The 15,602-nt window shown below is 46.2% G+C and carries 5 protein-coding genes; 4 read left to right on the top strand and 1 reads right to left on the bottom strand.

Annotation, left to right across the window (positions count from 1 at the left end; genetic code table 11):
- Positions 1–747: 747 nt before the first annotated feature.
- The 4 genes from BC351_RS06695 (at position 748) to BC351_RS06680 (ending at position 11,982) form a co-directional block, all read left to right on the top strand.
- A complete protein-coding gene (locus BC351_RS06695; protein ID WP_079409959.1) occupies positions 748–1,149 on the top strand; it encodes a hypothetical protein in 402 nt (133 codons plus the stop codon).
- The gene (locus tag BC351_RS06690) at positions 1,139–5,851 is read left to right on the top strand and encodes a LamG-like jellyroll fold domain-containing protein (RefSeq protein WP_079409958.1); all 4,713 of its coding nucleotides are present in this window, start codon (positions 1,139–1,141) and stop codon (positions 5,849–5,851) included. Before BC351_RS06695 ends, BC351_RS06690 begins: the two co-directional genes overlap by 11 nt.
- Before the next feature lie 33 nt (positions 5,852–5,884).
- Complete coding sequence (locus BC351_RS06685; RefSeq protein ID WP_079409957.1) at positions 5,885–11,035, top strand: DUF2341 domain-containing protein; 5,151 nt, start codon at positions 5,885–5,887, stop codon at positions 11,033–11,035.
- A gap of 170 nt (positions 11,036–11,205) precedes the next feature.
- Positions 11,206–11,982, top strand: coding sequence for a DeoR/GlpR family DNA-binding transcription regulator (locus BC351_RS06680; protein ID WP_158081998.1), 777 nt, complete (start codon positions 11,206–11,208; stop codon positions 11,980–11,982).
- A 222-nt stretch (positions 11,983–12,204) separates the two neighbouring features.
- On the opposite strand, the gene BC351_RS06675 is transcribed toward BC351_RS06680, so the two are convergent.
- Entirely contained in the window at positions 12,205–15,594 is a 3,390-nt protein-coding gene (locus tag BC351_RS06675) for a golvesin C-terminal-like domain-containing protein (protein ID WP_158081997.1), read from the bottom strand.
- Positions 15,595–15,602 lie beyond the last annotated feature (8 nt).

Genomic DNA, 15,602 nt, shown 5'->3' with positions numbered 1-15,602 from the left:
GTCAGGACATTAGTCCTGACGGTTTTTCTTATTTAGCGCTAAGGTGTGGGGGGACGCTCGAGATTAAGGTGGGCGGAATTTCCAGAAGATCGATGGAGCTAGTGGAGAGTCAACGAGCAGGTGGCGTCTTTAAGTTGAATGCGTAAAAAGCGAAAATTTGCTTTTTTATGCGTTTTTTAGCTGTTTGTATATTCGTGTTTGGCAGTTTACAATGGCATTTTTTTACGTGAATATATAGAGTTTACGTAAATAGACGGGTTATGACAAGGGAGTGTGCAGCGCTGAATAGAGATGTGCTGAGCGGCAGACGCACCCCATTCAAATCACTATTATTGTTTGATATTCAAGGGTTTTCGGGTCTTTTTTCTATTTTTAAATATCTGGAAAGACATTATTTTTAAAGTGCATTTTCCGAAATCAAGAGAGAGATTTGTGATCATTAATCTGTATGAGAAGAGCGATTATTATTTATATATTGTAAATATAATAAAGCATAAAAAATAAATGTATTGTAAAAAAACGCAATTTATATTGCTTGATAATGCTGTTATTTATATACTTGACAAGAAGAAATATGAAATTAATGGGAGGAGAAGAACATTTTTATTGTATTTGGAACCGTAAGAGTATGATCAATGGCTGGATAGCAAGTCCAACAAGACGACGTACATATTCGATGCTGCTGCGCCACAAAAATCTGCCTGGAAAACAGAGGATGTGCATCGACTGATCGCGGAGGGGCTTTTCGTGCATAGCGCGAATACGACCGTACAAGCTGACTTGCTTGGAGTATCCCTGCAGCAGCGGGAAAATCGTTCCTATATGAGAATCGATTTAGAATATGATTTCCCTGCTGCAATCCATGATTATGCGATCAACTACGATATGTTTTTTGACGAATTGGACCCTCAGCATCAAAATTTCGTGAAAATCCGCTACGAAGGCAGCTCCGTAGACATGGTATTTAACCAGGACCACCGACTTGTGGCGGAAGAAGCTGCGGGAATGAAATCCGGGAACAGAAGCGTGATGCTCCCTGAATGGGTGGTGACGATGTTTGAATATACCGGTATCGGCATCCGTCACATTTGTTATCGAGCATTAAGAGGAGAAAATATGAACGAGGGAGTGAACTTGTATGGCACATGATGGCTACGGAACACCAGCCAGAGTCAAGAAGTTGATAGCTGTACTCAGCGTAATGATCATGTTGTTAGCTAGTATCGGTGGAATGGCACCGCTTGCTGCTGCAGCGGCAGGCTACGAACTTCAACTGCATTTGAATTTCAATGACAGCACGATCGCGGACAGTTCAGGCAAAAAACTTGCTGGCACACTGACAGGTACGCCGAGTTATGTGGACGGTGTATCTGGAAAAGCGATTTATTTTAAAGGCAATTCCTTTATTGACATGGGCAAACCGGCTGAACTGCAATTCGGCAGCAGCACAAATTTCTCCATTGCCTTCTGGATCGACAATAAAGATACCACGAATGCGAGTATCGTTTCGAATAAAAACTGGTGGAGTGGAGCAAATCCCGGGTTTACTATCTCGGCGTGGTGGAATGCTCCCAACACTGATAAAGTGAATTTTGCAGCAAATGGTAAATCCAGGCTGGATTTATTTGCATCGCCATCCTTTGCTAATAAAGGCTGGACCTTTATGGCGTACACTTATGACAGGAATGGCAAGCTTACTGTTTATCAGAATAACGTGAAAATTGGCGATCTTGATATTTCCAGCCATATGGGTGCAAGTATCGATGCGTTTAACTTCGTCATAGGTGCTGACGGCCTTAAAAATACCGTCTTCTCCTTGAAGGATGCCAAGCTGGACGAATTCAGGGTCTATAAGGGACTAATCGATCAGGCTGAAATGGACAAGCTGTATATGGAAGGCGTTAAGAAAGTAATGGTTAACAAAGTTGAAAACGCCATTAACGATGCAAGAAACGGGGTTATACTTTACCCGGCAAGTGCCTATGATAAGCTCGAACAGGATGTTGCTGCTTTTAAGAGTGGATTTGATTCGGCCCCTACAGCAAATAAGTACACGATGATAGCTCGACTGGAGCAATCGCTGGCCACTTTTCTATCTGTCGGAATTTCCAGCGTGTTATATTTAGATTTTAATGACGAAACAGCGACAGATCGTTCGGGCAAGGGGAATAACGGGCTGCTGAACGGAACGCCAACTTTTACCGATGGTGTTGTCGGGAAAGCGATTTATTTTAAAGGCAACAGTTATATTGATATGGGCAAGCCGGCCGATCTGCAATTCGGCTCTAACACGAACTTCTCCATATCTTTCTGGATCGACAATAAAGATACCACGAATGCAAGTATTGTTTCTAATAAAAACTGGAACGCTGGAGAAAATCCCGGGTTTGCTATCACGGCGTGGTGGAATTGGCCCAACTCCGATAAAGTGAATTTTACAGCAAACGGTAAATCCAGACTGGATTTATTTCCATCGCCATCCTTTGCCTTTAAAGGCTGGACCTTTATGACGTACACTTATGACAGAAACGGTATGCTAGCGGTTTATCAGAACAATGTTAAAATTGGCGAACTTAATATATCCAGCCATAATGGCGCATCGATTGACGCACTGAATTTCGTCATTGGTACTGACGGCAATAAAAATCTGTCATTTTCACTAAAAGATGCAAGGCTTGACGAGTTCCGAGTGTACCGCGGAATTATCGACCAGAGCATGAGGGAGCAACAGTGGATAGATGGGTTAGCTCATCTATTGCTCAATAAAGTAGAAAAGGCGATAAACGATGCGAGAATAAGCGATGTTATCTTTCCGCAGAGCGTCTATGACCAAATTGAACAAGTGCTTGCCTCGTATAAAGCCCAGATGTCTACAGCTTCTGTTGCAAACAAAAAGACGCTAATGGACCAATTGGTGGCCAAGCTGCAAGCGTTCGAGGATTCGTCGGGCGTTGCCCCAGGTCCGGATCTGCTGAATATGGATTTCACGCAATCAATTGGCGGCGATAGCAGCCCAAACCTTCACAATGGCAGCGCAGTCGGAACGCCGGTTTTGTACGATCATCCCATTTTTGCCAAGCCAGTGCTGGGACTCGACGGAAATGCCTCATATGTCCGCATTCCACATGAAGCTGAGCTAAGTCCGAAGCAAATGTCGATGGCCGTTTCTTTCTCGCTCGACACGCTCGATCGTGCCCAAACAATAATGGAGAAAACACGTGAAGCGGATTACGCGATGGTGTTGAATCCCATTTCCAAAAAACTCGAAGCTATGTTTTATATCAAAGAAGATACTGGCGCTGAAGGATTCGTTATCGTCGATAGCGGAAAACCGTTGGAGGCGAATAAAATCTACTATGCGTTGGCGACATATGACGGTGCAACCGCAAAGCTTTATGTCAATGGCGAAGAAACGATGTCCAGATCCAGAACGGGTGTTATCGGTGGCGGATCGAAAGTCGATTTGAAGATCGGAGCCAGCATGAATTCGCATGGCGCTCAAAACTACATGCAAGGCAAGATTGGTATGTTGCAATTGTACAGCCAAGCCGTGAATGCCATTAAAGCAAAGTCCATGTATAAGCAGTATGTTCGCGACTATACCTCAACAGTCACGTCCATTCGCTTGGATATTCCAGCCAATTGGGTCGTTGGGCAAACGGGACAAGCTGTCGTCCATCTGATCGACAATGCGGCAAACGAGGTTGAAGCCAAGCAGCAAGGCATCGTCTATCAAAGTCAGCATCCGGAAGTGGCTGCCGTCAATACGCAGGGCGGCATTGTGCCGATCGCTCCAGGCAAATCTGTGATAACGGCTCGGTTAGGCACATTCAGCGCTTCAGTCGAAATCGCAGTCAAAGCCAAAACGCTGCAGTATCTTGATCTTGATGGTCCGCAAACGATGCAACCAGGGGATGTTGCCAAACTGCAAGTCAAGTTTGTTAATAATTATGGAAGTATAGATTCTGTTACGTCGGCAACCTATTCGTCCGATAATCCAAATGTTATTCAAGTGGATGCGAGCGGAACGATCAACGCAGTAGGTCCCGGGACTGCGCAACTGCACGTTGAAGCAAACGGATTATCAGCGGACCTGATTATTGTCGTAGCATTCACTCCACAGGTCACCGAACCTGGTAAACCTCAAATCGTTTCTCTTCGATTTACCGGTCCACACACACTTGTAGCGGGGGATAATGCATCTACTGTTATTCAAGCTGTTTATAATGATAATTCACTTTTTCCTGTCAATCATGATGTTATTTATCGAAGCGACAACCCGAGTGTCGTCCGTATCGATCCTGGAACTGGAGAGTTAACGGCCTTAAGTACAGGGGCAGCCCGACTTTACGCTACCTACCGAGGGTTTACGGCGAACTACTCCTTAGTCGTGATCCAGAATCAACTTCCCGTCCTGCAAGAAGTCAGACTTACTGCGCCTGCAAGTATAAAGGTCGGTGAGCAAGTTTCCTTACAAGCCCACGCCATCTACGATCATGCAGCGCCAATTGAAATTGCTTCTATGTCGGAGTGGACGGTAGATGATTCTTCCGTAGTAAGCGTAGATTCGCAAGGCAAATTGACCGGGTTGAAGCAAGGGACGACCGTGGTAACCGTTGTTTATCAGCATAAAGCTGCTCAATCGTCCATTCGTATACATGCTTCAGAGGGCGGTAGCGGCAACGGGGAAGAAGATTCTTCTAATGCTAGTTCAGGCAGCTCAGCAGGCTCTTCCAATCCTACGGATAAAAAGCCGGGTACAACCCTTGTAAAGGACGATCAACTGCAAGCGCAGACAGGGAATATCCGAGTGGAAATCGCGTCTGATATTACGCAAGTTTTGTTCCCGGCTTCGGCAAGCAAACTGCCTGACAGCCAAGTGATTACAATTGAGCAGGATAACCTGACTCTTCATTTAACTGGACAATTATTTCAATCGGCAATAAATGAAATGACAGGTAAAACTGAGGGCGAAGGCAAGCATGCCGTATCATTTCCTGCCTTGTCCGAGCAAGCCCAGAAGGATTGGAAGGATGCATGGAAACAAGAGGCAGGAACGATGTCGCTTGTCTCCCGGATATACGATTTCTCAGCTGTATGGGAAATGGAAAACGGACAGAAAATTGCGTCGGAGCTGCCGCAAGACTCGGTGCAGATTGAATTTGCCATTCCTGCAGGTACGGACAAGGAATTGCTTGGCGTGTATCAATTGTTCCAAGATGGCACCGCCAAATACGTTGGTGGTCATTTGACAGAACGGGGCATCCGCACGACGTTGGATGCGAATGGCAAATATGCGGTGATGGCGTATAAAAAAACGTACAACGATGTTCCCGCCAATCATTGGGCCTATCGGACGATTCAGGTCATGAGCGCCAATCATACGGTTAAAGGGGTAAGCGATCGCTATTTTCAACCTGAACGCAGCGTCACAAGAGCGGAATTTGTCGCTTTGCTCGTAAATTCGTTAAATCTCATGCCAAGTAAAGCTGTGAAGTTTACGGATGTGCCAAGCAGCGCTTGGTATGCGGAATATGTAGGGTCGGCAGCGGATGCGGGGCTGATTGACGGTGAAGGCGACAGTCTGTTCCAACCAGAAGTGGAGATTAGCCGGGAAGAAATGGCGGTTCTGCTTGTACGAGCCTATGAGCGTAAATTCGGGAAGGTGAAGCTCGATCAAAACCCTATTTTTCTAGATATGGATCAGACCTCAACGTGGGCTCGCGATTCGGTTCAGATCGCAGCACAATTAGGTCTGCTGAACGGTCGAGGTAACGGAGTATTTATTCCTGCTGAGCCATCCAAACGGGCTGAAGCGGTACAAGTCGTGATGAAACTGCAAGCGAAATAGGTATTCATTCAGAAAATAAAGGAGTGATCAGCTTTGAAGATAGGCTTATGGAAAAAACGAATACTAGTTGTGCTGCTGCTCGCGTTATTCCTCCAAACTCTATTGCCGGTCGGCGTCTTGCCAAATAACACTGTTACTGCATCGGCTGCTGCCGAATGGAAGGATAAGGATCGGAATTACCGGATCATGATCAGTTTTGACAACCAGGCGGCGGTGGAAGATCTGCTGGATTTCCCAGTACCGGTGAAGCTGGATGCTTCCAAAATCAATTATTCGGTTACCGATCAGGATGATCTGCACTTCTTTAGCGGGGATCAAACGATACAATTGCCTTATGAGATTGAGAAATGGGATCCGCAAGGCGAAAGCATCGTATGGGTGAAGGTGCCGAAGATTCGCTCGGCTTCCAGTACGGATCATATGTGGCTATACTACGGCGGAAGTTCCTTAAAGACGAACGATCCTCAACAGGTTTGGAATTCGGACTTTTTGCTGGTCTACCACTTCGGTCAGCGGATTATTGACAATCTTGCAAATCCGAAGCAAGTGGAGCAGTTCAAGGATTCCACTGCAAATGCCAATATCGGCATGCGCCAAGTGAAAAATTCGACGATAAGCGGAACGTCCTATACGCTGGAAGGCACAGACCCTAAATATCATAGGGTTGGACGCTATTTTGAGAGTCTTTGGGCAACTATATATCCAGCCAATACCACCAACAAGGGGGCTTTAGGCAACGGAGAATCGCAAATAACGATTTCCGGTTGGGCCCGGTTAACGAATGGCAAGGTGGTCGGCAACATGCTGGTTCGGGAAAATGCATTCTGGATGAAAGCTGTGGCCGGCAAATGGATGGCGAACGTATATACGGATGCAGCCGATAACAACCTGAACGGTCAAAATGCAAGCCTGCAACTAAACGGGGGGACGACGGATTACAATTGGACGTACCTCTCCCTGACCTATAACAGCGCTCTTGCAGGCAATAATTTGATTTTGTATCGCGACGGAGTCAAGGTTGCCGAAGGCAGGCGCTCCGGGAACATCAAGGCGGGAGACGCCTTAATGATAGGAGGCAATTCAATCAAAGGGGGGATTGATGAAGCAAGAATTTCCCGGACGGCTAGAAGCGCATCATGGGTACAAGCGGAGTATTTGAGTATGACCGACAAGTTTCTCATTTACGGAGACGCGGAATCTCGGAATTCATCGTTGCAGATGACGGTTTTTCAACCAAAGGAAGGTGCGACTTATTATTCGCCGGATCTTTCGTTTAGTGGATTTATCAGTCAGCCGGCGGCCATCACCTACCGCTTGGACGGAAGTGCGCCAGTTACGATCAGTTCCCAATCGATGGGGTTCCAAACGACCCTTCTGTCATTGAAAAGCGGTCAGCATACGCTCACAATTGACGCTGTTGCATCTGTCAATTCTCAGTTGACAGCAAGTAAGCGCATTACTTTCAACATTGATGGAAGCAAGTTAAAGCCGATTGTCTCGCTTGATGGACCTGATGGTGAGATTTTCGATGCCAATGGGAAAGTAACGCTGAAAGCAAATGTAACGGAACCTACAGGCGATATGACGGATCTCACATTTTATGAGAAAAAGGTACAGTTCGTAAGCGACTTTCAAACCAATTCGTTGGCAAACAAGGCCTATGAATTAGCAAACACTATGAGCCCGCCAGCAAATGATGCCATTACGTCGGAACAGCTGTTGCCGGCTGGTGCGCTGGAATCGCTCAAGGCATCGGATGGCTCCTACTATAGCACCAGGTCGCTGAAAAATTACCCCTATCAACGTTTCGACATGACGGTTCAGGGGGATCTTTCCCAGATCGATGAATTGGAGGTAACCTGGGAAGGCCATTCCAAACAGCAAGTGATGATATATGCCTGGGATTTCATCGCTAAGAAATGGCAGCAAGTCGCCGTAAAGGTAGGGAATGCGAACAATAGCGATTTTAAACTTACAGCTGTTTTAAATACAGCAACGATGGTAGATGCGAACAAGAAAGTGAAGCTATATGTTGCAGCAACTCAGCAGAATACAATGCTGCCAGGGCAGAAGCCGGAACGAGACCAATATGATTTCTCATTCGCCTGGATGACGGATACACAATACCAAGCGCAGGAATTTCCGGACGTTTACGATAAAATGACGCAGTGGGTCGCAGACAATAAAGATACTAAAAACATTCAATATGTCGTCCATACCGGAGATATTGTCAACGTAGCTACTTATGAGCCTCAATGGGTAAATGCAGACCGCAGCATGAAAATATTGGATGACGCCAATGTGCCATATGGCGTACTTGCCGGCAATCATGATATAAGCCCGTTGTATAACAAATATTTTGGCAAGGATCGTTTCAAGAACAAGCCTTATTATGGAGGCGACGATCGGGACAATAAAAACCATTATGACCTGATTTCAGCTGGAGGCATGGATTTTATTATCGTCTATCTAAGCTGGGGAATTGATCAACCATCAATCGACTGGGCGAATGACGTGCTGAGCCGGTACAAAGACCGCAAAGCTATAGTCACTACGCATTCGTACTTATTATATGATACGGGAAGCTACGATACGAATGATCTTGGCGGGCAAAAAATTATGGAAAAAGTTATTGCACCGAATAGCAATGTATTCATGGTTTTATGCGGACATCGTCAAGCGGCCTTTTATAATGTAAAGCGAATCGATGGAAAAGTTGTGTACGAGCTGCTGCATGATTATCAGGATACTTCGTTAGGCGGAGCGGCTTACTTGCGAATGCTATATTTCGATGTCAAAAAACAGCTGGTTTATATGGTGCCTTATTCAACGATTACAAATGACAACTATGGATTTTTTCAAGAACAATACGAAAATTACACGCTGCCGCTTAACACGGATGTAGGCGATATCGAGTTGGCGACAGGGCACATCGGTCTCAAGGGGAGTAAAATTCAGCAGCTTGCCAATGCGCAGCCTATCCCAAGTGGCGGCCAAACGCAGTGGGATTGGTCCGGCTTGACGACAAACTCGGCGTATTCTTGGTACGCGGAAGCGACGGATTCGTATGGCAATACAACCAAATCGGCCGAAAAGACGTTTGCTTTGAAGGATTCTCCAGTGGAATCGATCCGTTTGAAGGGGCTTGCGCCGATGAAGATTGGCGAGCAGCGGAACACCGTTGTCGAGGCAACTTATAAGAATGGCAAAGTGTCGGAGACCGTGGAAGGCTACTCGTTCAGCAGCAGCAATCCGGCTATCGCTTCCATTACCGGCGAAGGCGTGGTAACCGCTCATGCCCGAGGTGAGACGATCATCACAGGAACGAATGGGGACGTTTCAGGTTCGTATAAACTGATTGTTCAAGGCACGTCATCGTCCGGTGCTGCTATGCAATCGCTGCTGATTGCAGGCTTGAAGCAGGTGATGGTTGGGGATCGTCTGCAGACAGTTGTGACGGCAGTTTACAGTGACAGCAGCAGCTCGGTGCTGCTCGATTCTAATGTCTCAGCGCTGCCGGGGTTAAACCTATTCATTTCGGATGATACGGTTGCGGCGCTGAATAGACGCTCAGGTGAGATCACTGCATTGAAAGCAGGCCAGACGGTAATTACGGCTACGTATCAGCTGCTGAGCACCAGCTATACGATCAATATTCAAGACGATTCGTCTGTGACTCCACCAAAGCTGATCAAGCTGGAGATTAACGGATTGAAGCCTTTGAAAGTGGGAGAGAAAGCGAAAGCGACGGTGCTGGGGACGTATAGCGATCAGAAGCTGGAGACGATTGCAGAGGATCTACAGTTTACCAGCAGCGACGAAGCCATTGCTTCGATCGATGCCGAAGGTTTCGTTACAGCCAAAAAACAAGGAAGGGTGACGATCACATCGTTTCATCATGAGTTCAAGGCTATTTACGAGCTTACCGTGCTGACATCGGATACTGGCGGCAATTCGGGATCGACAAGCGTAGGCACAGGGAGCAACTCAGGTGGAGTGCATGGTGGTCTAGGCGTCGTTGCTCCGGATGATACTCACCTAGTTTCCAAGCAATTTGTACAGGTTATTAAACCTGACAATTTAGCTCTTAAGAATGAGCAGGGAACAGCAACGATTAAAGTGGAAGAAGGAAAATCCCAAGTTGCTATTCCGTATGAAGCAGCTGCACAGTCTGCAGGAGACTGGGTTCAGCTTCAATTTGAGTGGGGAACGGCAAATGTTTCACTGAAATCCATCCGTGAAGCCGGCTCCGCTCTTGGGGAAGCGGATAAGAAAAAAGCTTCACTCGTGTTGACTCACAACTCTGTTACCGATGAGCTAATCAATGGCATCCAAGCGGATTCCAACCAAAGCACGGTGATCTTATCCCCGGTTCTCCGTGTGGAATGGCAATTCCCAACGAACCGCAGCAGCGGTTTGCAAGAGCCAGTTAAGAACTTCGAACCTATTGAGATAAGCATGAAAGTACCTCCGCAAGGGAAGGCGAAGCGAGCAGGCTTATACAAGATTTATGAGGACGGCAGACTGGCCTATCAGTCGGCAAATGCTGCGTGGAATAAGCCTGAAGCCGTGTTTGTTATTTCAGATGGAGGATCATACGTTGTTATGGATTACAATGTAAAATACCAGGATACAAGCGGCCACTGGGCTGCTGAAGCCATCGGTAATCTGGCGGCCAGACACATTTTTGCAGATATTGTGGCCGAACCCATTGTAAAAGGGATAGAGACCAGTCACTTCGAACCGGATAAACGCGTAACCCGAGCTGAATTCGCTGCACTTCTTGTTCGTGCCATGGGCCTATCTGGATCTAATAAGAGTAATTTTGAGGATGTTCCCAAAACGGCTTGGTACAGCGGTGATGTTGCTGTTGCTGTGGAGAATGGTGTCGTACAAGGTGTTAGCGAGACCAACTTCTCGCCTGACGATCTTGTGACCCGCGAGCAGATGGCTGTTATGTTGATGCGTGCTTGGGGGATTATGCCTGAACATACATCATCAAATCTAGGTCCAATTCAGTTTCAAGATCAAGACGAAATGTCCTCCTGGGCGCAGCAAGCCATCCGCGATGCGGCTTCAATCGGGCTGCTGAGCGGAACGCAAGAGGGACTGTTTACGCCAAAAGGACAGACATCTCGAGCGGAAACTGTTCAGGCTTTGCACAACTATTTATTCCGAGAATGAGATAGCAGGACACAAATAAGCCGGGAATCCTTGATCTGACAAGGTTTCCCGGCTTTTTACCTGCAAATCGGCTTTATTGAGATTTCATCATTTACTCGACGTGGCATTTTTGGTACCCTTACTTAAGGGAAAACATGCTGATAAACGCAAAAACACGGAGGAATGATGAAATGCTTGCACCAGAGAGGCATCGCTTAATATTATTGGAACTGGAATCCAAAGGACAAGTCACCGTTGTGGAATTGAAGTCATTGCTGCAAGTTTCCCTTGATACGGTACGCAGGGATCTTGAACGGTTGGAGCAAGAGGATAAAATCAAGCGTGTACATGGAGGCGCTGTTTCCAAGAGAGAAGACGTAGCGACAAATCAGGCATTCTTTAAGCGTAAAATTACGCAGAACGAAAGGAAGCAGGAACTGGCTATGTATGCTGTCGAGCTGGTGAAGGAGTATCAAGCTGTTTCTCTCAATGCCGGAACGACGAATATCGAGGTTGCCAAGCGGCTCGCCGCGCGGTTCGAAAAACTCACAGTCATAACAAATTCCCTTCGTATCGCGGATATTTTGGCGCAGAAGAAGGGTTTCACGGTTATAATTCCCGGGGGCTATCTGAATCATGAGGAGTTTTCCTTGTACGGGCGCTCGATTGAAGAGGAAATTATGAATTTCAATATCGATCTGGCGTTCATTAGTATCAATGCGATTTCCCTTGAGAAAGGGCTGACAGATTTTCGCCAGGGCGAGGCAGAGGTCATCAATGCGATGCTAAAGAGTGCCAAGCGGAAAGTTGTCGTAGCGGATTCGAGTAAATTCGAAACGGTATCCTACCTGAACATTAGCGGATTGGATCAGATTGATTCGATTGTAACGGATTCTTTGATGGATAGCGGTCTTCTGGAGACTTACAAAAAACATAATATTTCGATCATAAACGCAAGCTTATCATAGCTTGCGTTTTCATTATGTTTTCATGGAGAGATTGCAACTGTTTGATTGCTGTATATTGTTGCGGTTTCTAAGTACAAACTAATGGATGAAAGTTCAATCGAGGCCTAAGGACAGTGGGACAGCTATCATTCAGGCATCGAAAATACAAGTTTTTGTTCCTGGTGAATCAGTAGAAGGCTACCCATTAGCTGGGTAGCCGATTCCACACCACTACTATGATACTCAATCAACTTTCACAAACTTTACGGCATCTGCCCTGACAGTTTGAGTGCCCCGGGTGATTTTCACATAGTTGGATTGCCCCGGTGTCATCGTATAAGTACCAATCAGCTTCCAGCCTGAAGTACCGGTGGAATAATTCTCATAGCTTGTACTGGTAGTACCGTTATGAACCACTTCTACCTTCGTATTGGTATCGGAGTTGCTGCTAATTGTCTTATAGATAAAGACTTCATAAGTTCCGCCTGCGGTAATGGGAGCAGTCCATTTCGCTGAGGCACCGCTGCTAACGCTGTACCTGGACGCGCTTCCATTATAGCCGATCACGCTGCTGTCTACCCATGACCCGCTTACTTCACTGTAGTTGGCATCTCCATTATCCACTATCTGCGCATCTCCACCTGTGTCTAATACGATGTTCCACAGCTGACTATCGTTTCCAGAGTATGGCGATTGAATGATCTCCGCACCGTCTGTTGTGGAACCGCCTTTAACGGCAGCAACCATGCCGCTGTTCGTATTAATGATCTTATAATAACCATTGCCGGCATCGGCAATCTGCCACCCTTGACTGATAATTCCATAGTGTGGAGATTGAACAACCTCCGCACCACTCGTTATCGCACTTCCTGCAACATCAACCGCCATTCCGCTGTTCTTGTTTACTAGGCTATAATCGTTGCCGTTATACATAATTTTCCATCGCTTACTTTCTCCGCCTAAATTCCCTAACTGGATGGCCTTTGCACCAGGCTCACTCGAACTATTGGCAACATCCAGTAGTTTCCCGCTCTTCTTGTTGACAATTTTATAGAATACTGCAGGGTCAAACGAATTATTGGAAGCTACAAATTTTACTGCATCTGCCCTGAGAGAGTTATTGCCTCTGGTTACTTTTACATAGTTGGGTTGCCCCGGTGTCATCGTATAAGTACCCATATACTTCCAGCCAGGAGTGCCAGTGGAATAATCCTCATAGACTGCACTGGTAACACCGTCATGAACCACCTCGACCTTCGTATTGGTATCGGAGGTGCTATGAATGATCTTATTCATATAGACATCATAAGTTCTGGCTACGGTAATTGGAGCGGTCCATTTCGCCGAAGCACCTTCACGAGCGTATCTGGTAGTGCTTCCATTATAGCCTGTCAAGCTGCTGTCTAACCATGAACCACTTATTTCACTGTAATTGGGGTCTCCGTTATCCACGATCAAGGGTACAGTATCATTAATCTCAATCAATCCCGCGTCATCTCCGTAGCACAGACTTGCACCCGAAGAACTCTTCCATATATAAACCTTTGCGCTTGTATGGCTTGCGCCTGTTTTAAACTGCACCTTCTGCCTTGTCCAGTTTGGATAATTGCCATATACGTTTTTATAAATGGTTGCATCGCCATATTCCTTAACACCTATCTCTACAGTCTCACCGAAAGGTACCCTTGCCCAAGCTGAATATTCGTAGGTTGTATTGGGCTCAAGACCGGTTATTAACTGTTCTACCCCAGTCTGCCCGCTGCCAAGCTGTACACTTCCATAACCTGATCTTGTTTCTCTATTATCGATGTTAATAGGGTCATAGGTCGCACTATAAAAAGCTGCCGTTGGTGCACCGATTTTTGTCCATGAATCAAGGCTTGAGTCAAAGAAGGCATTTTTAACCCTATTTGTGTTTTGCAGCGTTGACGGCGCATAGGTAGGATTGGGCGGATTAGCCAAGTTTTGTCCTGCCGGAGGATAGAGGTTCTGGTTGTACCCTACAGTTGTATTGCCATACCGGAAGGCATCTCCGTCTATCAAATAGCCGTCAGTTGCAACATTATTGTAGATCCAGGTTCCATATCCGTCATTATTAAATGCACTGCCAAAAACACTTTTAATAATCCCATCCACCATATTGTCATATATTTGCACAAAATTTCCTGGCTGGCTGGATTTAATTGCTGCGAAACCCGTATTCCAGATCGTATTATGATGGATAATAAAATTGTGGCTGTGCTGATCTAAATAGATCCCGGTATCTTGGTAAACTGTAAGGTCATGGATGCGGTTATACCTGATCTCTGTCTTTCCACCATCTTCTTTTGTAACGTAAATTCCGCCGCAATCATGGTTTAATAATCCATTTAGGCTGAGGTCGTTATACTCAAAAATAACCGCTTCAACGTCTTGTAGCTGCACTAAATCCCGGCCTGCATTGTATAGTGTATTATAGCTTATCAAATGTCTTTTGCCCTTTATAAATATGTTTGCATTGTAAGTACCCATATAGTTGGCTTCATGTGCAAGATTGTTTATAACCTTATTGTCCGAACCAGCAACTATGATGAGATTTCCGGAGCTGTAAGCAAATGTGGAATCCCTTAAGGTATTGTTGCTGCCACCCACATAAACCCCCGTGTCGTCCTTTTCATATGCATTTTGAAGGTTCATCCTGTGGGATATATATTTTGCGTCTATCTCCTTTACTATATTGCCCGATGAATTGTCCGCCATTCTTATTGTGCCTCCGAAGGTGTTCAGGCCTTCGATATTGACATAGGAAACCCCAGTAAGGTCTATACAATAAATCCTTTTTTTCGTTTCAACATTCAGTGTAGAGGGGTTCACGCCTCCGGGTGCCCATAAATACATGGCCTGGGTACTGCTGTCATAAAACCATTCCCTTTCGGCATCAAGCTCGCTCAATAAATTGAAGATAAAGAATTCCCTGCCGGCTAATGGACCCGTATAACGGCCATCGGAAGACGAAAGCGGCGCTATTGTAATCTGATTTCCGCTTGAAGCGGTAACAGTAGTCGTTTGGGCAGTCCACGTCCCCCTAATCCAAACGGATCCCCCCTTCCAGTAATCGGCAGGCTTGTTAAGGCCTGAATATGCAATTGTTAGGTCGGCACCGCTGTCCATGTTTGCCCTGCCGGGATTAAAGACGTTGGTATCCGTCCAGTTGGGGTATTGGGCTACGTGCATCAACTCACCATTAACGAACACCTGGTTCTCCATTCCCAGGTTCCAATTCATCTGTGCTTTGTATATGTTCCCGGAATGAAGCGTCCACCCGGTAACCTTGTCAGTGGCGCTTACAGTTACCGTCTCACCGGCATAAGCCTTATAGGTGATTGGATTTCCGGCTGTGCCCGATTTGGTAGGCTGAATGACTTCCCTGTATGTACCTCCTCTGATCATACACGTATCACCTGCAACCATGACACTTGTAGCCTTTGCGATGGTCTTGAACGGACTGCTTAGTGTGCCGGAATTGCTGTCGCTGCCGGTTGTGGCTACGTAGTAGATGTTTCCTGCCGCCTGCGTCGTCATCGGCATTCCAAAAACAGTGCCGAGCAATAAAAGTAACACAACCATTACACCTGAAATTGCTCTTTTTAACATAAACTTCA

The organism is Paenibacillus ferrarius, assembly GCF_002027705.1.
Lineage (GTDB): Bacteria > Bacillota > Bacilli > Paenibacillales > NBRC-103111 > Paenibacillus_E > Paenibacillus_E ferrarius.
This window is presented reverse-complemented; position numbering and strand designations above follow the sequence as displayed.

Bases quoted from the DNA above. Each gene is read 5' to 3' on its own strand.
- BC351_RS06690 (WP_079409958.1), top strand. From the start codon at position 1,139: ATGGCACATGATGGCTACGGAACACCAGCCAGAGTCAAGAAGTTGATA.
- BC351_RS06680 (WP_158081998.1), top strand. From the start codon at position 11,206: ATGCTTGCACCAGAGAGGCATCGCTTAATATTATTGGAACTGGAATCC.
- BC351_RS06675 (WP_158081997.1), bottom strand. From the start codon at position 15,594: ATGTTAAAAAGAGCAATTTCAGGTGTAATGGTTGTGTTACTTTTATTG.